Raw genomic sequence first — 21,776 nt, forward strand, 5'->3', positions numbered from 1 at the left:
CCTCCTGGGTTTGTTTGTGTCGCTACTCACATTCTACAGGAAAGGTGCTCTTTTTTCTATACCCTTTGGATTTTATTGGATAATCAACACGCCTGGTTGACGAAACACTTGCATCGTTTCATCTTCGTTCAGCCGCTTCAACTCTTCTTCTGACAGCTTGCCATCGCCTTTTTGCACGATATAGACATTGACTTTTCGTTTTCCCCAATATTTATATACATCTTCGACTGTTTCATAGTATAAGTCAATGCGATGGCCTTTGATCGCCCCGCCTTTGTCGGCGACGACGCCGAACCCGTATCCGGGGATGAACAAAATCGTGCCGATCGGAAACACAGTTAAATCCGCGGCAATCGTCGAATAAAGGTCGCGCTTGACGCGGACGCCGGAGTACGTGATGCCATACTCAGGGTGATCGGGCGTTTTCCCGGTCGATTCAATGCCGGCTGTATAGCCGGTGGCGACCACTTCAACGGAAGGATATTTTGACCAGTCAAAATGATCCTCAAGCCGCAAAACGGAGCGGCCCCCGTTTTTCGCGAGCTCTTTCATTCCCCAGACGGGCTGATGATCCATCGATAAAGCGCTCGGAAAGGGATGGAGAACCGTCTTCGCGTCAACCCCGGAAACGGACTCGAATGTCGCAAAGAGCGCCGCCAAAAACAGCAGCGTCATCGCGGTTCGGCGCACGAACTGCCTAAACCCATTCAATGCTCTCAACTCCTCTCACACCTCTATTTATCTCCATCCAAAATCGAAATATTCATTGCGAATGAGACAAAAAACGAAAAAACCGTCCATGAACAACCTCATTGTGAAACCCGAGCGCAAAGCTTGTGCGTTTTGCCAAAAACATACACGAACCGACGTTGTGATCCGCTCGGGCGCTCATCAGCGCTGTTCACAAAAAAAACGCCCCTGCCCAAGGCAGAGACGCTCTAAAACATTTGATACCCTTTCGCCCGCAGCGTGCGGATCGCCCATCCGGCGCAAAGAGCGCCGGCAAATCCGCTTGACAAAATCAACAGATCCGCCGCCGCCAGCGAAGTGATTTTCCGGCCGAGCGCGGCGAACGCCTCGGACGGTGCGGTGAAATAGCGCGTCAACGGCACATCATCAATAATGAAAACCGCAATCAACGGAAAGCAGACCGCTGTAATCCATGTCATGCGCAGCAACATATTCACCAAAAACCCAATGCCAAAAAACAACACAAAAAATAAAACCATCGAAATCAAAACAACCGGCAAACTCATTTGCATCCGCCCTTCACCTCCCGTACACCCGTTTTCAGTGTACTGGATCGGGCGGATGACCGTCAATGTTCGTTCTCTTCTTTATGATCGCCTGATTGTTTCCAAACGATGTTTCATATCCTCAGACGAACGTCAATGGTCGTCATCCTCTTCGCCATCGCTTCCGGTTCCTTGGCAACTGTAGCACGTTTCCGATCCGCCCAAAAGCAGCTGAACGTATCCATGCCCCTCGCAGTACGGGCAGTCGTTTATGGTCCATGTTTTTGTCATCGATGTTCCCCTCCGTTTCTTTTTTGTTAATATATCAAAATTTTCTGTAAAAACAAACGGCGATTCTCCCCCATTTTCGTCCGTGTAAGCGGATACATCTTTCGATCGCTTTTATTTTCTTGACTATTCTTTCAATTTCGATGATTCGAAGTAAAGGCGGTATTTCGTGTAGCCGAACGGATCGCCGGGATTGAGTCCATCATGCAGCGAAAGGGAATCAAGCGGCTCGAGCGCCAACAAATAGCGAAGCAAGCCTGATGTGTTCGGATCATTCTGAAGCGCCGTTTTGCTTAAAAACGCGGCGGCATACAGCTCATCCGTCTGCACGACGATGTCGCGCGAGAGCGGGCGCAACAGAAAAATCGCCATATTGTCGCTGATCTCCCCAGCGATGACGCCGGTGCGCAAGCCAAGAAGCGCGACCGGTTCGGCGTCGATCCCCGTTTCTTCCTTCACTTCCCGAACCACCGCCTCATCGAGCATTTCCCCCGGCTGGACGAACCCGGCCGGCAGCGACCATTTGCCTTTTAGCCCGCTGTATTTTTTCTTGACAACGAGCCATTCCCCATTCTCGTTTATGACCAGTCCGGCCGCCGCAATCCAAACGTTTCCTCGTTTGTTGTCCATCGTCCTCATCCTTTTCTCCCTATCGTTATGCACCGTTTGTATTTCGACAATCGAGCGGCGGATCCCTGTTTCGTTGCCATACAAAAAGCTCCCGCCATCACGGGAGCTTTTTGAATCGATTAGAAAAATTTAAATTTGCCTTTTTTCATCACAAGCGACGAACCGCCGATCAAATACAGGGCGCGGTTGTCAATCACTTTTTTCATGAAGCTCGCTTTGGCGCCCCACAGCTTTTTGCCGAACACGACGCCGATGGCGTCATCATGGCCGAGCGAGCAAACCGTCCCTTTAATATCCGGCTTAAACGGCTCCAGCTCCCCTTGTCCACGGATGAGCACCGCCAAGTTTTTCGCGCACAGCTGGCCTTCTTGCATGGCGATTTGCGCCGTCGGCGGATACGGGCGGTTCGTTTCTTCATCAATCACGAGCGAACAGTCGCCGACGACGAAAATGTTTTCATGCCCCGGGACACGCAAGTACGGGTCCACTTTAATGCGCGCCCGCGCCGCTTCAAACCCAGATTCCTCGATGACGCGGCTGCCGCGCACGCCGGCCGCCCAAATGACCGTGCCGGCTTTAATTTCCTCGACATCATCACCTTTAGCGACAATGATGCCATCCGGCGTGCATTCCTTAATCGCCGTGTCGATTCGAAACTCGACTCCTTTGCGCTCAAGCTGGCTGACCGCGTACTCGACGAGCTCCGGATCGAAGCCCGGCAACGCCGTTGGCGCCGCCTCCACGCAAATAATGCGCACTTTGTGCGGGTCGATGTCATACTCGCGGCACAGCTCCGGCATCCGGTTGGCGAGCTCGCCTAAAAATTCAATGCCGGTAAATCCCGCCCCGCCGACGACGATCGTCAATCGCTCCTCTTTCTTTTCCTCTTCTGCGTTGTACGTCGCAAACTGGTACTCGATATGTTCGCGGATTTGCCGCGCGGCGTCGACATTGGCGATCGAAAATGCGTATTCCTTCAACCCTTTGATGCCGAACGTTTCTGATTCAAACCCAAGGGCAATGACGAGATAATCGTACGTCAGCTCGCCGTTTTCAAGCAGCACTTTCTTTTCGTTTGGAATGATTTTCGTCACCGTATCTTGGATGAATTTCACTTTGTTCCGGTCGATGACATCGCTGATCGGATAGCGAACGCGGTCATGATGCAGCGTCCCAGCCGATGCCTCATGAAGCCATGTCGTCTCATAATGGTAATCGTGCTTGTTTACGAGCGTAATGTTCGCTTCGTTCACGCCGATGAGCTTTTGCAGGCGAACGGTCGTCATCAACCCGCCATAGCCAGCGCCTAAAATGACAACGTTTGGTTTTCTCACCTGGATCACTTCCACCCTTTTTCATTTTTTCTCATTCATTTGTTATAGCTTTTGCGGCCGCCCCCGTTTTTATTGAGCGAAGTTTGTGAAATAATTCACGTTAACCGCCAAAAAAATGTCGAGGGACTGTCACAAAAAATTAACAATCTCTCCACAAAACATATTAGTCCTTTTTCTTTCCCTTTTCAAGTTTTTTTTTCTGTTCGTCCAACAAAAAGGATCGTTATAACCACGCCCATTTATGGTAAGATAAACTTGTAATGCCATGACTTCGCGCAGGGAGGGATGTCGGTGAAAGAAGATCGCAACGTCTACGATGTCACCATTATCGGCGGCGGGCCGACCGGGATGTTTGCCGCGTTTTACGGCGGCTTGCGGCAAATGAAAGTCAAAATTATCGAAAGCCTTCCGCAGCTTGGAGGGCAGCTGGCCGCGTTATATCCGGAAAAATACATATATGATGTCGCCGGATTTCCGAAAGTGCGCGCCCAAGAGCTTGTCAACCAGCTGAAAGAGCAGATGGACCTATTTTCGCCGACCGTCTGCCTGAACGAGTCGGTCGACACGCTCGAAAAGCAGGAGGACGGAACGTTTAAACTCGTCACCAATCAACAAATCCATTATTCGAAAACGGTCATCATCACCGCCGGAAACGGCGCCTTTCAGCCGCGTCGGCTCGAAATCGAAAGCGCTTCCCGCTATGAAGGAAAAAACTTGCATTACTTCATCAACGACTTGGGGCAGTTTTCCGGAAAGCGCGTGCTCGTCTGCGGCGGCGGCGACTCGGCTGTTGACTGGTCGCTCATGCTCGAACCGATCGCCCAAAGCGTCACGATTGTGCATCGCCGCGACAAATTCCGCGCCCATGAACATAGCGTCGAGCAGCTCAAGAAGTCCAGCGTGCAAGTGAAAACGCCGTTTGTGCCCGTTGAACTCGTCGGCGATGAACACGCCATCCGCCAAGTCATCCTCGAGCATGTGAAAGAAGGAACGAAAGAAACGATCGATGTCGACGCCGTCATTGTCAACTACGGCTTTATTTCTTCGCTTGGCCCCATCAAAAACTGGGGGCTTGACATCGAAAAAAATGCGATCAAAGTCAACTCGCGGATGGAAACGAACATCCCCGGCGTGTATGCGGCGGGCGACATTTGCACGTACGACGGGAAAATCAAGCTGATCGCCTGCGGCTTTGGCGAAGCGCCGATCGCCATCAGCAGCGCCAAAACGTACATCGACCCGACGGCGCGGATGCAGCCGGCGCACTCGACATCGCTGTTTTAATGGCGCTCCGTCGGGAAAACAAGCGGAAGCGAAGGGGCGCTCGGCATTTCGCCTTAACGCCGCATCCCGACTGATTGGAGCCATTCATATAGCCCGCCCCGTCCACACCCGTTTTTCAAGCAAAAGGCGCCCCTCTTTGTTGGGGGCGCCATGCTCATGCCTCATCCCTCTCGCTCCAGCGAAACCGACTCGCCATCAGTATTCCCAGCCTTGTTTTTCGTCCATTCCTCCCGCTCTCTCTCGAGCAGCTTCACCTGCCGGCGCAGGCTGAACAAACGCACCCATCCGAGCATGCCGACGACAAGGCCGCCAAGGACGGCCGAACCTAAAATGACGATAATGAGCGGCAAGCGGGTTTCGCCGACTAAATAATGGATCGTCACCTGCTCGACATTCGCCACCGCCAGCAGCGCCACAATGAGCGCCAAGACAAGCGCCAAGATGACATTGATTTGTCCTTTCATCGTTTCTCCTCCTTTGGCGCTCCCGAAAAGGCCGATGTTGGAGCGCGGCCGTTTTCCCCAATTTCGTGAGGGAAAGACCACCCTTCCAACATTTCGCCAGTCGGTACACGCCCGCGTTTTCAACCGGCCGTGCGGCGAAAACCGGCCTTCTCAAGAGCCCGACGATCACGGCAAGGCAGGCCGTTTGCCTCTGCCAGGCAGATGGACGTCACCCCGCCTGCTTAGCATTGCTCCGGCGTGCCGGCATTGGTCGCTGTGCGGAACGAGGAGCCGCAGCCGCATGTCGCAATGGCGTTCGGATTGTTGATCGTAAACCCGCCGCCAAGCAGCGACTGTTTATAGTCGATGACCGTTCCGCGCAAAATCGGCGCGCTGTCGCGGTCCACCAAAATTTTGATGCCGTGCTGCTCAAATTCGATGTCATCCTCACGCCGCTCATGGTCAAAGCCCATGCCGTACGACAACCCGCTACAGCCGCCGCCATGGACGCCGACGCGCAAGTACGCGCCCTCTTCTTCCTGCTCTTTCATCATATCTTTGATTTGAAACGCTGCCGCTTCTGTCAGCGTAATAACTGCCTCTGCCATCCATGATCCCTCCTTTAACGGTTGACACTGGCCAAACAACTTGGCCGTTTTTCGACAGGTTCGCCCGCTTTCACCCGACGGCTCAGATGGGGCGAATCCCTTGAATGATTCCGATCTTACTTCATAGTATACCGTCTTTGCCTTTCGATGCTCAACCGTTCCGCCCGCCTCGGTAGTAATAAACGCCGGTGCACACGGTCTCCGCCGGACCGGTCATGCGCACGCGCCCGTCGTGCCCCCATACGATCGTTAAATCGCCGCCGGCCAAATGGACGACCGTTTCCTCCCCGCGCGCCGTTTTGCCGTTTAACACGGAAGCGACGACCGCCGCGCACGCTCCGGTCCCGCACGCCTGCGTCACGCCGGAGCCGCGCTCCCAGACGCGGAAATGAAGCTCGCGCTCGTTCACCACTTCGACAAACTCGACGTTCACCCCTTCCGGAAAGCGCGGGTCCTTTTCCACGAGCGGGCCAAGCGTCGTCACCGGCGCACGGCGGATGTCGTCGACGTAAAAGATGACGTGCGGATTGCCCATCGAGACGGCCGTGATTTCATATTCCGCCCCGCCGATGGCAAACGGCTCGGCGACGACCCGCTCCGCTTCCGGACCAAGCATCGGAATGGCGCTCCGCTCAAGGCGCGGCTCGCCCATATCGACCGTCACGCTTGTCACTTCGCCATCTGCTACTGCAACACGGGCTTCGACAAGCCCGGAGAGCGTTTCAATCAAAAAGGTGCGGTCGCGGACGATGCCGTGCTCGTACGCGTATTTCGCCACGCAGCGCAAGCCGTTGCCGCAGTTTTTCCCTTCCGAGCCATCGCTGTTAAAAATGCGCATTTTGACTGGCGCTTTCTCCGATGGACAAATGAGAATCAAGCCATCGGAGCCGATGCCTGTGTGGACATCGGCGACGCTGCGGGCGATCGCCGGCAGCTCCTCCTCGGGCAATGTTTCCCGGAACAGATCAACGTATATGTAGCTATTACCCAATCCATGCATTTTCGTAAACGAAAAAGAACGCACATGACTCCCTCCTGAACATTTTTTGCGCTTCGCATGTATAATGGCGGCATCTCCTGGGCACAATGGGAATATCCCCCGTTTTTTCATTATACATTGAAGAGGATGCCGCATCGCGGACATCCTCCTTTTTTCGTTAAAACATTGGGTTTTCCTCGAGATGCCGATAAATATTTTCCACGAGCTGCTCAGGCGTTTCGCCGCTGACAAACTCGCCGTTGACGAGCGCAAACAGCGTTTCCGCGCAGCGTGTGCAATAGCTTAAGCAACTGTATTCAATGATGTCCAAGTTCGGATCCTTTTCCAACATTTCCATTGCTTTGTACGACCCGCTGGCTAAGTTGCTGATGCAAAATTCGATGATTGGCAACATCATGCGCATGTTCACCTTCCTGCTTCCCATCGTAGCGGTTTTCCGGCGCGGCGTCAATGAACATGCTCGTTCGATCGAGGAAGCGGAAAAATGATTGTTCTTTTGTCACAATTTCGTTATACTTTTCTATGGCATTGTCGGCTTTAGAAACTCGACAAAAGGGGATTTTTCACGATGAGACAACTTGTATTGCTTGGCGGAGGATACGGCAATATGCGCATTTTGCAGCGCCTCCTCCCGGACGAATTGCCAAACGACATTCATATTATCCTCATCGACCGCGTTCCGTACCATTGTTTAAAAACGGAATATTACGCCTTGGCCGCGGGAACGGTCAGCGACCATCACATCCGCGTCCCGTTTCCGGAACATCCGCAGCTTGTGTACCAATTCGGCGAAGTCGTCTCGATTGATCTCGACCAGCAGCTCGTCCATTTAAAGGATGGGAGCAGCGTCCGCTACGATGATGTCGTGATCGGATTGGGCTGCGAAGACAAATACCACGGGGTGCCGGGCGCCGAGGCGCATACGTACAGCATCCAGTCGATCGATAAGGCGCGCGCCGCCTATGAAGCGCTGAACAATTTGCCGCCGAAAGCGACGGTCGGCATCGTCGGCGCGGGATTGAGCGGCGTCGAGCTGGCCAGCGAACTGGCGGAGAGCCGTCCGGACTTGCACATCAAGCTGTTTGACCGCGGTGAGCGCATTTTGCCGATGTTTCCGAAACGGTTGAGCGATTATGTGGAAGGATGGTTCGTTGAACACAAGGTGGAAATCGTCCGCAACTCCAACGTCACGAAAGTCGAACCTGGCGTCTTGTACAACCACGACGAGCCGGTCAAGTGCGACGTCATCGTCTGGACGGCCGGCATTCAGCCCAACCGCGTCGTCCGCGAACTGAATGTCGAAAAGGACAAGCAAGGCCGCGTCGTGCTGACGAAGCGCCATCACATCCCCGGCTATGAAAACGCCTACGTCGTCGGCGACTGTGCGAGCCTGCCGCATTCCCCGAGCGCCCAGCTCGCTGAAGCGCAAGCCGAGCAAATCGTCCAAGTGCTGCAAAAGCGGTGGAACGGCGAAGAACCACCGAGCGAATTCCCGCCGATCAAATTAAAAGGCATTCTCGGCTCGCTCGGCAAAAAGCACGGCTTCGGCTTGCTCGCCGACCGCCCGCTCACCGGCCGGGTGCCGCGTTTGTTGAAATCAGGCATTTTGTGGATGTACAAGCATCACCATGGGTACTGACAGCACAACTGGCCCTTATTCGGCGAAAAAGGCGGAGTTCATTCCGCCTTTTTCCCTTCCGGCGCCGACGGTTGATACCCGAATTTTTCCATTTCTGCACAAATCGCCTTGAGCCGCGGGTTGCCTTCGGCGACGACGTTTCCTTCGATCACCACGACCGGATACACCCAATCTTCTTCGACGATCGTCTGCGCGAGCTCCCGCTTCTCCTCGTCATCGGCCGGCGGCGCAAAAATGTCGACGTACGTCATCACAAACGGCTGATCCGGATACTTGCGGCGCAGCGCGGCCTCGAGCCACTCGTACGTTTCTTTCGACGACGGCAGCTGCACGCATGCCGGGCAAATGACGTCGGCCCCGTACACACAAATTTCAACCGGCTTGAATGTCATCGTTGTCACCCTTTGCAAAAGCAAAATTTATCATTAGATTTTTTTTGTCACTATGATTATAATAAAAACTAAGGAAAGGAGTCGATGGAAATGACGGATCAAGAAATCAAAGAACAAGTGCAAGAAGTTTTAGATAAACTGCGTCCGTTCCTGCTTCGCGACGGCGGCGACTGCGAACTCGTCGATGTCGAAGACGGCGTCGTGAAACTTCGCCTCCTCGGCGCGTGCGGCAGCTGCCCGAGCTCGACGATTACGCTCAAAGCCGGAATTGAGCGCGCCTTGTTTGAAGAAGTGCCGGGCGTCGTCGAAGTGGAACAAGTGTTTTAATATGAAAAATCCGAACAGCGGCCGCTGTTCGGATTTTTTTATCGCCAGCGGGGCGGCGAGCCGACGGGAAGGCTGGTGATGGGCAGCCACAACCCGCCTGATCGGGCGCTTCTCCGTTTTCGTTTCCTTCCAATTGTGCAAGGAAAACCGTCATATCTTTCGCCCGCTCCCAAGCGCGGCGGCGAAACGGCCAGGCCGCTGAACGGACTTCTGTTCGCGCCGGCGCCCAAGAAGGTTCAAGCTTCAAGCGCCAGCTTGTAGACGCGGCTGCCGCGCGGCTCGACGGAAAGACGCGCGATTTCGCACGTCGGAAAATGCGGGCGCAGCCGGCGCGCGAGCCGCTCTCCTTGGCCCGGTTCGGCAAAGACGAGCACCGTCGGCCCCGCTCCGCTCAGCGCCGCACCGATCGCTCCGTATTCAAGAGCGAGCGCCTCCGCCCGCTCGAGTTCCGGAACGAGCTGTCTCCGATACGGCTGATGGAACAAATCGGCGGCCATCATCCGGCCGGCAAGCTCCCAGTTTTTCGTGAGCAACGCGGCGACGAGAACGTTGCTGACGGCGCTCGCCTCGACCGCCCGCTCTCTCGGCCATTGTTCCGGCAGCTGCCCGCGCGCTTTTTTCGTTTCCAGTTCATACTCCGGAATAATAGCGACAAGCTCCACATCCAATTGTGGAATATGGACGACATCCACGCCCGCCTCGCGGCAGCAGCCGATGACAAGCCCCCCGTACAACGAGGCGCCGACATTGTCCGGATGTCCTTCGTATCGGGTCGCCAATTCCATCTTTTGCTCGCGCGGCAACTGAAGCCCAATCAGCGCGTCGGCGAGCTCAATGCCGGCGACGACCGCCGCCGCGCTGCTCCCGAGCCCGCGCGTAAACGGAATGTCGCTGTACACATCGACTGCACAGCTCGGCAGCCGGCGGCCGTAAACGTGCGCCGTCTCCGCCGCCACTTGATACACCAAATTGTCCGTCCCGCGCGGAATGCCGCTCACTTCCGCCGTTTTCGGCGCAAACGACCACGCATCCGCCAAGCGGACGTCAAGCGTCAAATAGCGATTGATCGCGAGCCCGATCGAGTCAAACCCGGGCCCTAGGTTCGCCGTGCTTCCCGGCACGACGATCTTCAACATCTCGTCTTCTTTCATGCCCGGACAACCCCTTGCAAATGCTCCAAGACAACTTGTTCATCGTTCGGCAGCACGATCGGTTCGATCGCCGCGGTCTCCAAGGCGATGGCCGGGTCTTTCAATCCGTTGCCAGTGAGAACCGCGACGACGAGGCTGCCGCGTTCGATTTCGTTCCGTTCGCGCTGCTTGATCACCCCGGCGATCGCCGCGCATGACGCCGGTTCGGCAAAAACGCCTTCCGTCCGGGCGAGCCGCTTGTAGGCGGCCAAAATTTCTGCGTCGCTCACCTCATCAATTTTCCCGCGCGACTCGCTCGCCGCCTCGACCGCTTTGTCCCAGCTCGCCGGATTGCCGATGCGGATCGCGGTCGCCACCGTCTCCGGCTGTTCAATCACCCGGTTGCGGACGATCGCCGCCGCTCCTTCCGCTTCAAAGCCGCGCATTTGCGGCAGGCCCGTTCCTTTCGCTTCATGGTACTCCTTAAACCCTTTCCAATAGGCGGTGATGTTGCCGGCGTTGCCGACTGGAATGGCGAGCACGTCCGGGGCGCGCCCAAGCTGGTCGCACACTTCAAACGCCGCCGTTTTTTGCCCTTCGATCCGGTACGGATTGACCGAGTTGACGAGCGTAATCGGCGCCGTTTCGCTCAACCGGCGCACCATCTTCAGCGCCTCGTCAAAGTTGCCGTCAATCGCAAAAATTTCCGCGCCGTACATGGCGGCTTGCGCCAACTTGCCGAGGGCGATCTTGCCGTTCGGAACGACGACGAGGCAGCGCATGCCGGCGCGCGCCGCGTAGGCGGCCGCTGAAGCCGATGTATTGCCGGTTGAGGCGCAGATGATCGTATGGCTTCCTTCCTCTTTCGCCTTGGCCACCGCCATCACCATGCCGCGGTCTTTAAACGAACCGGTCGGGTTCGCCCCTTCGACCTTGACATAGAGCGCAATGCCGAGCTCCTCCGACAAGCGCGGCAGCGGGATGAGCGGCGTATTCCCTTCGCAAAGCGACAGCCTCGGCGTCGCCGCAGAGAGCGGCAAAAAATCGCCGTAGGCGTCAAGCAGTCCTTTCCATGCCATTACCGTTTCTCTCCTTCCACTCGATACGAGCTTTGCACCCGTTCGACGATTTCCAAATCGCCGAGCTGCTGCAAAATGTCTTCGTAGTCTTGCTGCGAGGCGTCATGCGTAACGATGACGATTTCCGCTAGGCCATCCTCTTTCAGCGGCAATTGCAAAATTTTCTCAAAGCTCACCCCGCGCTCGGAAAACAGCGTCGTAATTTTGGCAAACGCGCCGACCTGGTCTTTGACATGAATGCGCAAAAAGTATTTCGAGAAAATTTCCGCCGGCGTCTTCAACTGCTTTTCATATTGCGGCGCGACGGCATAGCGGCCGTTGACGCCAAGGCGCATATTTTTCATCACCGCGACCAAGTCGGAGACAACCGCCGTCGCCGTCGGCAAGCTCCCGGCCCCCGGCCCGTAAAACATCGTCTCTCCGACCGCTTCGCCGTATACGTACACCGCATTGTATTCGTTGTGCACGGACGCCAACGGATGCGAATCCGGCAAAAACGTCGGCTGGACGCTCACCTCGACCTTCTGCCCGTCGCGCTGGGCGATGCCGATCAATTTCATCGTGTAGCCGAGCCGCTTCCCGTAGTTCAAGTCTTCCTCCGTCACTTGAGTGATGCCTTTCACTTGCACATCGTCCAAGTCGATGTCCATGGAAAAGCCAAGGCGGGCCAAAATCGCCATTTTCCGCGCCGCATCCAGCCCTTCGACGTCTGACGTCGGATCGGCTTCCGCAAACCCGAGCGCCTGCGCTTCAGCGAGCACGTCCTCATAGGAAGCACCGTTTTGCGACATTTTCGTCAAAATGTAGTTCGTCGTCCCGTTCACAATGCCCATGAGCTTCGTAATCCGGTCCGACGCCAAGCCGTCAACCAAGCTGCGCAAAATCGGAATGCCGCCGGCGACGCTCGCTTCATAAAACAAATCGCAGCGGTATTCCGCCGCCACCCGAAGCAGCTCCGACCCGTAGACGGCCATTAAGTCTTTATTGGCGGTCACGACATGCTTCCCTTGGCGCAGCGCCCGCAATAGCAGCTCTTTTGTCTCCTCAATGCCGCCCATCACTTCGATGATGACATCAATGTCTGGATCGTCAATCACCTCAGCCGCACTCGTCGTAAGGAGCGACGGGTCAACGGCGACATCACGCGGTTTCTGTACATCCCGGACAAGGATTTTTTTCACCTTCACCGGGCACCCGACTTGATGCATCAACTTTTCCTGATGGTTTTCAATAATTTTGACCACGCCGCTCCCGACCGTTCCTAATCCTAACAATCCGACCAAAATTGGTTTTTCCATGATTCCCGCCCCTTCTGTTTACGTACAGTAGACATTTGTATTTTTATAGTAGACATTATAAAAGACGATCGGCCATTTGGCAATGAAAATTTTTATGAGATCCGGTTCACAGGCGTCAGCGGCGGCCGTCCTTCGAGCACGGCGATGATATTGTCGCGCGCCAATGTCATCATGGCGCGCCGCGTTTCGTACGTGGCGCTGCCGATATGCGGCAAGGCGACGACGTTCGGAAGCGAAACGAGCGGATGATCGGCCGCGACCGGCTCGTGTTCAAATACATCCAATCCCGCCGCGGCGATCTCCCCGCCGACCAGCGCCTCATACAACGCCTGTTCATCGACGACCGCTCCGCGCGCCGCGTTAATGAAAATCGCGGACTTCTTCATTTGCCGGAACGCCTCGCGGTTGAACAAATGGCGCGTCTCGGAGGTGAGCGGCGTCAAGCAGACGACAAAATCGCTCTCCGCCAGCAAGTCGGCAAACGGGCGGTAGACGGCGCCAAGCTTCTCTTCCGCCTCCGGACGGCGGGAGCGGTTGTAATACAGAATGTTCATGTCAAACCCCTTCGCCCGTTTCGCCACTGCCTGGCCGATGTTCCCCATGCCGACGATGCCGATCGTTTTATGATGGACATCGGCGCCCGCAAGCAAAAACGGGCTCCAGCTTTTCCATTTTCCTTCCTTCAAAAATTCAGCCGCTTCCACGAGGCGGCGGGCGGTGGCCAATAAAAGCGCAAACGTCAAATCGGCCGTCGTATCGGTCAATACATCGGGTGTATTGCAAACGAGAATGCCGCGATGGGTCGCCGCCGCTACATCAATGTTATCGTAGCCGACGCCCATATTGGCGACGACTCGGAGCGCCGAACCGGCGGACAAGACGTCTTCATCGATCGGATCAGACACCATCGGCAAGATGGCCGTCGCCCGTTTCGCCTTTTCCACGAGCACATCGCGCGGCACGGCCATATCTTCATGGGGCCACATCTCTACTTCAGCGATGGCCAAAAGCGGCGCGACCACGTCCTCGGGCAATTTTCGCGTAATGAATACATACGGCTTCGTCATGGTGCAGCCTCCCGCATCGTTTTTTCTAAATCTTATCACAACTTTGGCCGAAAAAAAACGGGAAGTTGTCCTTAGGGTTTAACGGCAGGGAAGCGGTCGTTTTTTCGTTTGGGCCAAAAAAAAGCGAGAGGCTGTCTTCCCTGCGTTACGCCGGCGGCAGCCACTCGACCGCCGGCAGGCGGATGCGGTTCGAGATGCCGGCGATCTTGGCAAACGAAGCCAAAAACCGCTCGTACTCGTGCGATCGATCGAGCAAGCGCCGCAACTCCCCCTCCCGCCTTGTCCGTTCGCTCTCATCCACAGCGATATAATATGCCTCGACACATTCAAAATAGGAAAGCGGAAACAACAACCTGGCGTAAACGAGTCTCCAAGCAAACGGCGACAGCGGCGCCGCATGTTCATACTCTTGAAAAAACTGCCGCACCGCCCGCTGACAGCCAAGTCCGCTCTTTTCGTACAAATGGCGCACCCATTCCGCCAAATCGCGGGCGCAATGGTCATACACCCAGTCGGTCGGCAGCTTCGCTTCGATCCCCCCAACCCACTTCGCCTCGGGGAGACGCTCATGGCAAAATGCCGCGTAATCGATGCGCCCTGGTTCTTCGTCAATCTCCGTGTCCGCCACGTATTGCACCGCGTTTTCCGCCAAGCCTAAATAATACGGGAACGATTCGATAAACAGACGATCAAACAGCGACGACGGCCCGGAAGCGAGCTTGCTCGACCAAAACGCCTCCATTTGATCGATCCGCTTCGCCCACAGCTCCCGCCATTGGCCGATGCGCCGGCAGGCGACGATCGGCCATGGACATGTTCTCCCGCATTCATGCATCACCGCCAATTCCCTTCCGAGCGAACGAAAGCGAGCCGCCGGAAGCGGAGCGCGAACGAGCGCCAACGGCTGTCCATTATAGGAAGCGATATACGTTCCGGACGTCGTTTTGACCAGTTCTCCGACGCCGTCCACTCCTTTTGCCCGCAAATAGCGGCTCATTCGCTGGCGCTCTTCCATTTCCGCTTCGCTTTGCCCATCGGCGGGAACGAGCAAAAAACGCTCCTGCCGATGCCAAAAGGCCGCATGCCGTCCGCTTCGCTCCAACCTCTCGACGCGCATGCCATACTGTTCACGCACCCATTCTTCCATCGCCGCGCCTCCTTTTTCCTTTTTGCCGAAACCAGTCATTCCGCTCGTTCCACACCTTCATCTCATCGCCGCCCCATCGATGAGCCGATTCCGCCTCCGCTCCAGCATGAAACGGCCCCATTCACGCGCCTATGCTGATCAGCCAGCGCATGGCCGCGGAAAAAGAGGGCTACTTTTTATATATGACAGCGGGCGCCAAAAAAGCCGATGAGCATTTTTCTTTATATGGCGGACTTATTTATGACATGATACATATATATAGAAAACGACTTTCTAAAAGAAACAGGTGAAGTTCATGAGCGAATTCATTATGAACAATCTGGAACAAACGGCTCGGCGCTGGCTTGAGGAACGGGGGGTGACCGTGGAAAAAATTGCGGAGCTCGTTTATTACTTGCAATCAAAATATCATCCCGATTTAACGATGGAGGAGTGCATCGAAAACGTCAACCGCGTCATTTCGAAACGCGAAGTGCAAAATGCGATTCTAACCGGCATCCAATTGGATAAACTCGCCGAAGACGGTCGGCTCGATGAACCGCTGCAGTCGATCATCCGCCGCGATGAAGGGCTGTATGGCGTCGACGAAATTTTGGCGCTGTCAATCGTCAATGTGTACGGATCGATCGGGTTTACGAACTACGGATATATCGATAAGCAAAAACCGGGCATTTTGCAATATTTAAATGATAAATCGACCGGCAAATGCAACACGTTTTTGGACGACATTGTCGGCGCCATCGCCGCAGCGGCGTCAAGCCGCCTGGCGCATCGGGCCGCCAATGCGGAGTAACGCCGGCTCCGCCCATGCGCGCCCTCCATCCGCGCCGAGCAACATGAAACGCCGCCTTGCCTTTTTTGGCAAAGCGGCGTTGTTTACAAGCGGTCAAGCCATTCCAAAAGTGAATCAGCCGTATACGTCGGCATCCGTTCGTAGCGGGTGAGCATTTCTTTTGTCGTAACGCCCGTATGGACTAAAAGCGTATCAATGCCAGCGTTCATGCCGGCTAAAATGTCGGTTTCATAATAGTCGCCGATCATCAGCACGTCCTCCTTCGGGACGCCAAGCACTTTGAGCGCCTGCTCCATAATGATTTTTTCCGGCTTGCCGATAAATGTCGGCTTCACCTGCGTCGATACAGCGACGACCGACGTCAGCGCCCCGTTGCCCGGAAGCAGCCCCCGCTCCGTCGGCAAGGCGATGTCGCCGTTGGTTGAGATGAACATCGCTCCATTTCGGACAGCGAGACAAGCGACAGCGAACTTTTCGTATGTAATTTGCCGGTCAATCCCGATGACGACGACATCCGCATCTTCGCCGGCCAAACGGAATCCTTTGTCCGCCAAGGCGGTTTGGAGCCCTTCTTCACCGATCACATACACGGAAGCATCCGGTTTTTTTTCAAAAATGTAATTCGCCGTCGCCTGGCTTGTCGTAAACACATGCTTCTCCTCGGCCGGCACGCCGAACGAACGCAATTTTTCCGCCACTTGCGCCGGTGTGCGCGACGAATTGTTCGTGACAAACAAATACGGAATGCCACGGCGGTGCAGCTCGTTGACAAACGTACGCGCCTCAGCGATGCATTCGGTGCCGCGGTACATCGTCCCGTCCAAATCGATGAGGTAGCCGTTGTATCGTTTCAATGCATTTGCTCTCCTTTCCCGCCATCAATTGCGAAACGCCGACACCGGGCCGAGCTCGTTTTCAAGGTAAGCGCGCACCGCCTTCGGATACGCCTCCAGCGCCGGCAAATGTTCGTTCAGATCGGCGAGCAATTTCGCGTGATCGACGCGCGCATATTCGTGCACAAGCATTTTCCGATGGGCAATGAACGCTTTCAATCGGTCAGCATCCGCCGGCGAGATCACCTGTTCGTCAGCCAAAATGTCGATGATGTCGTTATAGCTGCCCGGGTCGCGCATAATAAACCCGTCGATCATGGCGTTGCCGACGTCCAACACCGCCTCGATGACGATATGAGCGATCCGTTCGAGCGCCAATTGCCGAAGCGGCTCGTCCCATCGCTCCTCGGCCTTGTAACGGTCCAGCATTTGTTCCATGTAGCTGAGCGTTTCTTCCAGTTTTTTGCGATCGACAAAATACATCCGTCATCCCTCCTCGTTCCTTTGTGCGATTTGCTGTCTCCCGTTTTCGCCGCCTGTCTGCTATGATGGACATAGACGAAAAAACAGGAGGGGCTCAAATGATGGGTGAACGGTTTTATTTATACGACGACACCGTCGAAGCGGCCGTCCGCTTCGTCAGCTTTGTCGGCGAGCGGCAGCGGTTTGATTTGGCGCTCATCGAAACGGATCGTTTTTACGGAAAGTGGCTCGTGCTCGACTTGCAAAGCAACCGCTTTGCCATTCTCGGGCGCGACGATTTGGAGGAGCCAGGCTATATCGAGCACGCTTACCAGCTTCATGAACAAGATGCCAACGATTTGCGCGCCTTTTTGGAGGAGTATCTCTCATAACCTTCCTCGGTTTCGGGCATCTTATGAAACAGCCCACGAACGAAGGAAGGTGAGACGAATGGCGGAACGGGAAACATACGCCGATTTTTCCGTCGTCGAGAAACAGCGCAATTTCTTGACCGCTGAAGAGTTCCCAGAAGGGCCGTACGGCTCGCCGCGCCGCGACGACGCGCCGGTCGAAAACAAAAGCACGCCTTGGAAGGAAGGCCAGCGGCATTACAGCGCCTTCAACTACGAGTTTAAATCGTTCCACCAAAACATTCCAAGGCGCGACCCAGCCGCCCACCCGCCGCACGACGATCCGCATCAAAGCGAACAGTTTCCGTACAACGAAGGCGAATGACGAGGCAGCCGCTCGCGGCAAGCGGGCGGCTGCCGTGCTTACCGTTTCACCTTGCGCAGCACAAAATACGCGCAGCCGAAGTTGCAATATTCATACAAATATTCGGACAACGTGCTGATTTTCGTATCGTACGTCGCTTTTTGGTTATGGTCGTCAAAAAACCCGCGCAACCGGAGCTGGTTGTATCCCCAATCCCCGACAATGTAGTCGTACTTCGCCAAAATGTCCGCATATCGGGCGCGAAAGGCTTCTTCATTAAAGGCGTTTTTCACATTTTCCACCAGTTCGTAACAATGATTGTTAATGCAAATCACTGTTCTCACCTCGCCTTTCCACTTCCATCATAAACGATGCATCGCCCCCAATCAATTACTGTCATCAAACCATCATCCGTGTGCCACCCTAAAAGCGAAGGGGGTGCTGACGATGAGACAACCATGGTTGGCCGTTGCGTTCGGAGCGGCCGTCGCCCTAGCCGGCTGCGCGCAGACGGCTCAGGACGAAAACACCGATATTTACAAGCGGAGCGGCAACACGATCAATGTCACCGACCGCAACGAGCTGTACAATGAAAACGGGGTGCCCAACGGCGATGACACGCCGATGAACAACTTCGGCTACGTCCGCCATCAAAAAAGCCCGATCCTCGGCGATGCAAACGGCTATAACGACATGCCGTCCTTCAACCGCGAGAAAGCGGCTGATTTAATCAGCAAATTGTGCACCCAGCTGCCGGGCGTCAAAGACGTCGCCACGCTCGTCACGGATGAGGAAGTGCTCGTCGTGTATGACGCGGACACGAACAACCGGCAGCAAACGGCCGATCAAGTGAAAAAAACAGCGCTTTCCGTCGTTCCACGCTACTACCATGTGTATGTCGCCGACAATCCGCAGCTGATGAAGGACATTGAGCGCTTCGGGCGCCTTGATTCGAACACGCGCAACATCGACCAAATTCTCGATGCGACGATTCAGCGGATGTTGAAATATCCGCAAGGGAAAAAACTGAGCGACGGGGAAAATGAAAACGGCGAAATGATCAACGAAACAAACGATGAATTAGACCGCGATTTCCGCGACGGCACGCCGCGGGCGACGAAAGCGGGGCGCTAGGGAAAAGAAACGGTCTGCCTTCTTTATGAAAGGCATGACCGTTTCTTCGCGTCCATCCGGCCGGGATGATGCTTTCAGCCGCTGAAACAACACTTGCTTTCGCGCCGTTCGTTGGATGTTACGCTTTCAACTGCCGCGCTTTCGCCGCCTCGCTCACCTGCTCATCGGCATGGTACGACGAGCGGACGAGCGGGCCGGCTTCACAATGGCTGAACCCTTTGCTCAACGCGATTTCTTTCAGCTCTTGAAACTCATCCGGATGGTAATATTTCACGACCTTCAAATGCTTTTTCGTCGGCTGCAAATACTGGCCGATCGTCAAAATGTCGACATGGTTGGCGCGCAAGTCATCCATCGCTTCAATGATTTCCTCTTTCGTTTCCCCAAGGCCGACCATGATGCTCGATTTCGTCGGAATGTCCGGCTGCAATTCTTTCGCGCGCCGCAAAAACTCAAGCGAACGTTCGTACGTCGCGCGGGCGCGCACCCTTGGAGTCAAGCGGCGCACCGTTTCGATGTTATGGTTTAAAATGTCAGGGCGGGCATCCATCAAAATTTTCAAGTTTTCATACACCCCGCCCATATCCGACGGCAGCACCTCGATCGTCGTAAACGGGTTTTTCCGGCGGATGGCGCGCACCGTTTCGGCGAATACCGCCGCCCCGCCGTCTTTTAGGTCATCGCGGGCGACGGCGGTGACGACGACGTGTTTCAAGTTCATGATGCGCACCGATTCCGCGACGCGTTCCGGCTCCTGCCAATCGAGCTCGGTCGGCAGCCCGGTTTTGACGGCGCAGAAGCGGCAGGCGCGCGTGCAGACGCTGCCTAAAATCATAAACGTCGCCGTCCGCCGTACGGCCCAGCATTCGTGAATGTTTGGGCACTTCGCTTCCTCGCAAACGGTATGTAAACGGTTTTCCCGCATCAGCTTCTTTAAACCGATATAATTCTCGTTCGTGTTCAACTTGATTTTCAACCAGTCCGGCTTGCGGACGTGTTCTTCTTTCGTCGCCATCGTTCTCACTCCACTTGTCGATGATTGTTCATTTCTCATTATAATGAAAAGCGCAGGAAAACACAAAAAAATCGTCCATCAGACGATTTTCCTCCTTTTAACATTTATGAAATTCCCGTTTCTCCCCAAACTAAACATATGAAACGGGCGGAAAGGGGGAATACGCGTGCATCGATGGCTTGCCGCCATATCGGCGGCAGCGATGCTGTGGATCGCCGCCGGCGCGGCTTCGGCGGCGGAACAGGAAGAAGCGGTGTATGAAAAGCGAATGGAGCTGTACAAAAAGGCCGAGGCCGTTTCCTTGATCCCGTGGTATTACTTTGCGGCCATTGACCAGTATGAGCGAAACGTCCGGCAAGTGCGCCGCGACTTGCCCAAACCGACCGGCGTTCTCGGCATTTATATGAAGCCGGAAATATGGGCCGGGCCGCTGAACAAAAACCCGCATGATACAGACCCGTTCACCATCTCCCAGTTTGGAGGCCTCGGCGTGGACGGAGACGGCGACGGCTATGCGCGGGCGGATGACGATGACGATGTGATCATGGCCATGGCCCGCTATTTGCAGACATACGGCATCGATCATCGCCATATTAAAATCGCGCTTTGGAACTATTACCAGCGCTCCAAAACGGTGGATTTGATTTTAGGAAAAGTGAAGATTTACAAAAAATACAAGACATTGAAACTGGATGACCATGTCTTTCCGCTCCCGTTGCGGGCGAATTACAGCTACCGCGACACGTGGGGCGATGCGCGCGGCTGGGGCGGGCGCCGCATTCATGAAGGAACCGACATTTTCGCCGGCTACGGCGTTCCGGTGCGCTCGACGTGCTATGGCATCGTCGAGCTGAAAGGGTGGAACAAATACGGCGGCTGGCGCATCGGCATCCGCGACATCAACAACACGTACCATTACTTTGCCCATTTGAACGGCTTCGCCGCCGATCTTCGCGAGGGGCAAATCGTCGAGCCGGGGACGATCATCGGTTCGGTCGGCAGCTCTGGCTACGGTCCGCCCGGCACGGCGGGGAAATTTCCGCCCCATCTTCACTACGGCATGTACAAAGACAACGGCTATACCGAATGGGCGTTTGACCCGTACCCGCACTTAAAAGCATGGGAGCGGGCCGAGCGGCAACAACGGCGCCGCTAGCCGCGGCGGCTGGACAAAAAAGAGGCCGATGTCGGCCTCTTTTCGTCTTTCTGCTTTCGTTAATGCCCGCCCAAATACGCCTGTTTCACTTGCTCGCTCGCCTGCAGCTCGCTCGCCGCCCCCGACAGGACGACGCGCCCGGATTCGATGACGTAGGCGCGGTCGGCGATGGAGAGCGCCATGTGGGCGTTTTGTTCGACAAGCAAAATCGTCGTTCCCGATTCGTTGATTTCCTGAATGATGCGGAAAATCGTCTTCACCAGCAGCGGCGCGAGCCCCATCGACGGTTCGTCAAGCAAGAGCAGCTTCGGGCGCGCCATGAGCGCGCGGCCGATGGCGAGCATTTGCTGCTCGCCGCCCGAAAGCGTGCCGGCCAGCTGCTTGCGCCGCTCCTCAAGGCGCGGGAACAGCTGAAAGACTTTGGCAAAGTCTTGTTGAATGCCTTCTTTGTCTTTGCGCAAAAACGCGCCGAGCTCCAAGTTTTCCTCGACCGTCATATTGGCGAAAACGCGCCTCCCTTCCGGCACGTGGGAAATGCCTTGCTTGACGATCGTCTGCGCCGCCTTGCCGGCGATCGAGGCTCCCTCATACACGATGTCGCCGTTTTTCGGCCTAAGCAGCCCGGAAATGGTTTTCAGAAGCGTCGTTTTCCCCGCGCCGTTCGCCCCGATCAGCGTGACGATCTCGCCTTTGTTCACCTCAAGCGATACGCCTTTTAAGGCATGAATGTTGCCGTAAAACACATCGATTGCCTCCACTTTCAACACG

At 55.4% G+C, this 21,776-nt stretch carries 28 protein-coding genes; 8 read left to right on the forward strand and 20 right to left on the reverse strand.

What is annotated here, in order from left to right; translation table 11 throughout:
- Positions 1 to 72: 72 nt before the first annotated feature.
- The 5 genes from JCR24_RS13780 to JCR24_RS13800 all read right to left on the reverse strand — a co-directional run bounded on the left by JCR24_RS13780 (position 73) and on the right by JCR24_RS13800 (position 3,496).
- Complete coding sequence (locus tag JCR24_RS13780) at positions 73 to 711, reverse strand: 3D domain-containing protein (RefSeq protein ID WP_305054825.1); 639 nt, start codon at positions 709 to 711, stop codon at positions 73 to 75.
- A 227-nt stretch (positions 712 to 938) separates the two neighbouring features.
- The gene (locus tag JCR24_RS13785; RefSeq protein ID WP_014196657.1) at positions 939 to 1,262 is read right to left on the reverse strand and encodes a YuiB family protein; all 324 of its coding nucleotides are present in this window, start codon (positions 1,260 to 1,262) and stop codon (positions 939 to 941) included.
- Positions 1,263 to 1,388: 126 nt separating this feature from the next.
- The gene (locus tag JCR24_RS13790; RefSeq protein ID WP_013144343.1) at positions 1,389 to 1,526 is read right to left on the reverse strand and encodes a YuiA family protein; all 138 of its coding nucleotides are present in this window, start codon (positions 1,524 to 1,526) and stop codon (positions 1,389 to 1,391) included.
- Between the two features lie 123 nt (positions 1,527 to 1,649).
- A complete protein-coding gene (locus JCR24_RS13795; RefSeq protein ID WP_238980822.1) occupies positions 1,650 to 2,153 on the reverse strand; it encodes an NUDIX domain-containing protein in 504 nt (167 codons plus the stop codon).
- Positions 2,154 to 2,272: 119 nt separating this feature from the next.
- Complete coding sequence (locus tag JCR24_RS13800) at positions 2,273 to 3,496, reverse strand: NAD(P)/FAD-dependent oxidoreductase (RefSeq protein WP_238980836.1); 1,224 nt, start codon at positions 3,494 to 3,496, stop codon at positions 2,273 to 2,275.
- 276 nt (positions 3,497 to 3,772) lie between these two features.
- Here JCR24_RS13800 and JCR24_RS13805 point away from each other — a divergent pair, with 276 nt between their 5' ends.
- Entirely contained in the window at positions 3,773 to 4,771 is a 999-nt protein-coding gene (locus JCR24_RS13805) for an NAD(P)/FAD-dependent oxidoreductase (RefSeq protein WP_011232424.1), read from the forward strand.
- Between the two features lie 161 nt (positions 4,772 to 4,932).
- Here the strand turns inward: JCR24_RS13805 and JCR24_RS13810 are convergent, their stop codons facing one another.
- From JCR24_RS13810 to JCR24_RS13825, 4 genes are all read right to left on the reverse strand, one after another.
- Positions 4,933 to 5,235 (reverse strand): LapA family protein, encoded by a 303-nt coding sequence (locus JCR24_RS13810; RefSeq protein WP_011232425.1) that lies wholly within the window; start codon positions 5,233 to 5,235, stop codon positions 4,933 to 4,935.
- A gap of 221 nt (positions 5,236 to 5,456) precedes the next feature.
- Positions 5,457 to 5,822: a HesB/IscA family protein gene (locus JCR24_RS13815; RefSeq protein WP_011232426.1), complete on the reverse strand. Its 366-nt coding sequence runs from the start codon at positions 5,820 to 5,822 to the stop codon at positions 5,457 to 5,459.
- Between the two features lie 151 nt (positions 5,823 to 5,973).
- Positions 5,974 to 6,846, reverse strand: coding sequence for a diaminopimelate epimerase (dapF, locus tag JCR24_RS13820; protein ID WP_238980823.1), 873 nt, complete (start codon positions 6,844 to 6,846; stop codon positions 5,974 to 5,976).
- 133 nt (positions 6,847 to 6,979) lie between these two features.
- On the reverse strand, positions 6,980 to 7,219 hold the full coding sequence (locus JCR24_RS13825) for a YuzB family protein (protein WP_011232428.1): 240 nt from the start codon (positions 7,217 to 7,219) through the stop codon (positions 6,980 to 6,982).
- 171 nt (positions 7,220 to 7,390) lie between these two features.
- On the opposite strand from JCR24_RS13825, the gene JCR24_RS13830 reads away from it, so the two are divergent.
- On the forward strand, positions 7,391 to 8,461 hold the full coding sequence (locus JCR24_RS13830; protein WP_011232429.1) for an NAD(P)/FAD-dependent oxidoreductase: 1,071 nt from the start codon (positions 7,391 to 7,393) through the stop codon (positions 8,459 to 8,461).
- 38 nt (positions 8,462 to 8,499) lie between these two features.
- Here JCR24_RS13830 and JCR24_RS13835 read toward each other — a convergent pair whose 3' ends face one another.
- Positions 8,500 to 8,853, reverse strand: a complete 354-nt coding sequence (locus JCR24_RS13835) for a YuzD family protein (protein WP_015375727.1) — start codon at positions 8,851 to 8,853, stop codon at positions 8,500 to 8,502.
- An 84-nt stretch (positions 8,854 to 8,937) separates the two neighbouring features.
- On the opposite strand from JCR24_RS13835, the gene JCR24_RS13840 reads away from it, so the two are divergent.
- Positions 8,938 to 9,180: a NifU family protein gene (locus JCR24_RS13840; protein WP_011232431.1), complete on the forward strand. Its 243-nt coding sequence runs from the start codon at positions 8,938 to 8,940 to the stop codon at positions 9,178 to 9,180.
- Between the two features lie 236 nt (positions 9,181 to 9,416).
- On the opposite strand, the gene thrB is transcribed toward JCR24_RS13840, so the two are convergent.
- The 5 genes from thrB to yutH form a co-directional block, all read right to left on the reverse strand.
- The gene (gene thrB / locus JCR24_RS13845) at positions 9,417 to 10,331 is read right to left on the reverse strand and encodes a homoserine kinase (RefSeq protein ID WP_238980824.1); all 915 of its coding nucleotides are present in this window, start codon (positions 10,329 to 10,331) and stop codon (positions 9,417 to 9,419) included.
- A complete protein-coding gene (gene thrC, locus JCR24_RS13850; protein ID WP_021321785.1) occupies positions 10,328 to 11,389 on the reverse strand; it encodes a threonine synthase in 1,062 nt (353 codons plus the stop codon). Before thrC ends, thrB begins: the two co-directional genes overlap by 4 nt.
- Positions 11,389 to 12,687 (reverse strand): homoserine dehydrogenase, encoded by a 1,299-nt coding sequence (locus JCR24_RS13855; RefSeq protein ID WP_011232434.1) that lies wholly within the window; start codon positions 12,685 to 12,687, stop codon positions 11,389 to 11,391. Before JCR24_RS13855 ends, thrC begins: the two co-directional genes overlap by 1 nt.
- Positions 12,688 to 12,779: 92 nt before the next feature.
- Positions 12,780 to 13,754, reverse strand: a complete 975-nt coding sequence (locus JCR24_RS13860; protein WP_238980825.1) for a 2-hydroxyacid dehydrogenase — start codon at positions 13,752 to 13,754, stop codon at positions 12,780 to 12,782.
- Between the two features lie 145 nt (positions 13,755 to 13,899).
- Positions 13,900 to 14,901, reverse strand: coding sequence for a spore coat putative kinase YutH (gene yutH, locus JCR24_RS13865; RefSeq protein WP_238980826.1), 1,002 nt, complete (start codon positions 14,899 to 14,901; stop codon positions 13,900 to 13,902).
- A 295-nt stretch (positions 14,902 to 15,196) separates the two neighbouring features.
- Here yutH and JCR24_RS13870 point away from each other — a divergent pair, with 295 nt between their 5' ends.
- Positions 15,197 to 15,694 carry a phosphatidylglycerophosphatase A family protein gene (locus JCR24_RS13870; protein WP_011232437.1) on the forward strand — a complete coding sequence of 166 codons (498 nt, stop codon included), beginning with the start codon at positions 15,197 to 15,199 and terminating at the stop codon, positions 15,692 to 15,694.
- An 83-nt stretch (positions 15,695 to 15,777) separates the two neighbouring features.
- Here JCR24_RS13870 and JCR24_RS13875 read toward each other — a convergent pair whose 3' ends face one another.
- Entirely contained in the window at positions 15,778 to 16,548 is a 771-nt protein-coding gene (locus tag JCR24_RS13875) for a TIGR01457 family HAD-type hydrolase (protein WP_238980827.1), read from the reverse strand.
- A 24-nt stretch (positions 16,549 to 16,572) separates the two neighbouring features.
- Positions 16,573 to 17,010 carry a type VII toxin-antitoxin system HepT family RNase toxin gene (hepT, locus tag JCR24_RS13880; protein ID WP_011232439.1) on the reverse strand — a complete coding sequence of 146 codons (438 nt, stop codon included), beginning with the start codon at positions 17,008 to 17,010 and terminating at the stop codon, positions 16,573 to 16,575.
- 98 nt (positions 17,011 to 17,108) lie between these two features.
- Here hepT and JCR24_RS13885 point away from each other — a divergent pair, with 98 nt between their 5' ends.
- Together JCR24_RS13885 and JCR24_RS13890 are read left to right on the forward strand one after the other, a co-directional pair.
- Positions 17,109 to 17,381 (forward strand): DUF3055 domain-containing protein, encoded by a 273-nt coding sequence (locus JCR24_RS13885; protein WP_011232440.1) that lies wholly within the window; start codon positions 17,109 to 17,111, stop codon positions 17,379 to 17,381.
- Positions 17,382 to 17,439: 58 nt separating this feature from the next.
- A complete protein-coding gene (locus tag JCR24_RS13890; RefSeq protein ID WP_013144327.1) occupies positions 17,440 to 17,724 on the forward strand; it encodes a hypothetical protein in 285 nt (94 codons plus the stop codon).
- A 38-nt stretch (positions 17,725 to 17,762) separates the two neighbouring features.
- On the opposite strand, the gene JCR24_RS13895 is transcribed toward JCR24_RS13890, so the two are convergent.
- Positions 17,763 to 18,038: a YutD family protein gene (locus tag JCR24_RS13895; protein WP_013144326.1), complete on the reverse strand. Its 276-nt coding sequence runs from the start codon at positions 18,036 to 18,038 to the stop codon at positions 17,763 to 17,765.
- A gap of 112 nt (positions 18,039 to 18,150) precedes the next feature.
- Here JCR24_RS13895 and JCR24_RS13900 point away from each other — a divergent pair, with 112 nt between their 5' ends.
- Positions 18,151 to 18,837: a YhcN/YlaJ family sporulation lipoprotein gene (locus tag JCR24_RS13900; protein ID WP_033012358.1), complete on the forward strand. Its 687-nt coding sequence runs from the start codon at positions 18,151 to 18,153 to the stop codon at positions 18,835 to 18,837.
- Between the two features lie 118 nt (positions 18,838 to 18,955).
- Here the strand turns inward: JCR24_RS13900 and lipA are convergent, their stop codons facing one another.
- Positions 18,956 to 19,852, reverse strand: coding sequence for a lipoyl synthase (gene lipA, locus JCR24_RS13905; RefSeq protein ID WP_013144325.1), 897 nt, complete (start codon positions 19,850 to 19,852; stop codon positions 18,956 to 18,958).
- A 166-nt stretch (positions 19,853 to 20,018) separates the two neighbouring features.
- Here lipA and JCR24_RS13910 point away from each other — a divergent pair, with 166 nt between their 5' ends.
- On the forward strand, positions 20,019 to 21,008 hold the full coding sequence (locus JCR24_RS13910) for a M23 family metallopeptidase (RefSeq protein WP_370643370.1): 990 nt from the start codon (positions 20,019 to 20,021) through the stop codon (positions 21,006 to 21,008).
- Between the two features lie 59 nt (positions 21,009 to 21,067).
- On the opposite strand, the gene JCR24_RS13915 is transcribed toward JCR24_RS13910, so the two are convergent.
- The gene (locus tag JCR24_RS13915; RefSeq protein ID WP_238980828.1) at positions 21,068 to 21,775 is read right to left on the reverse strand and encodes an ABC transporter ATP-binding protein; all 708 of its coding nucleotides are present in this window, start codon (positions 21,773 to 21,775) and stop codon (positions 21,068 to 21,070) included.
- Position 21,776: the final 1 nt, after the last annotated feature.

It is taken from the genome of Geobacillus sp. YHL, assembly GCF_022341265.1.
GTDB lineage: Bacteria > Bacillota > Bacilli > Bacillales > Anoxybacillaceae > Geobacillus > Geobacillus thermoleovorans.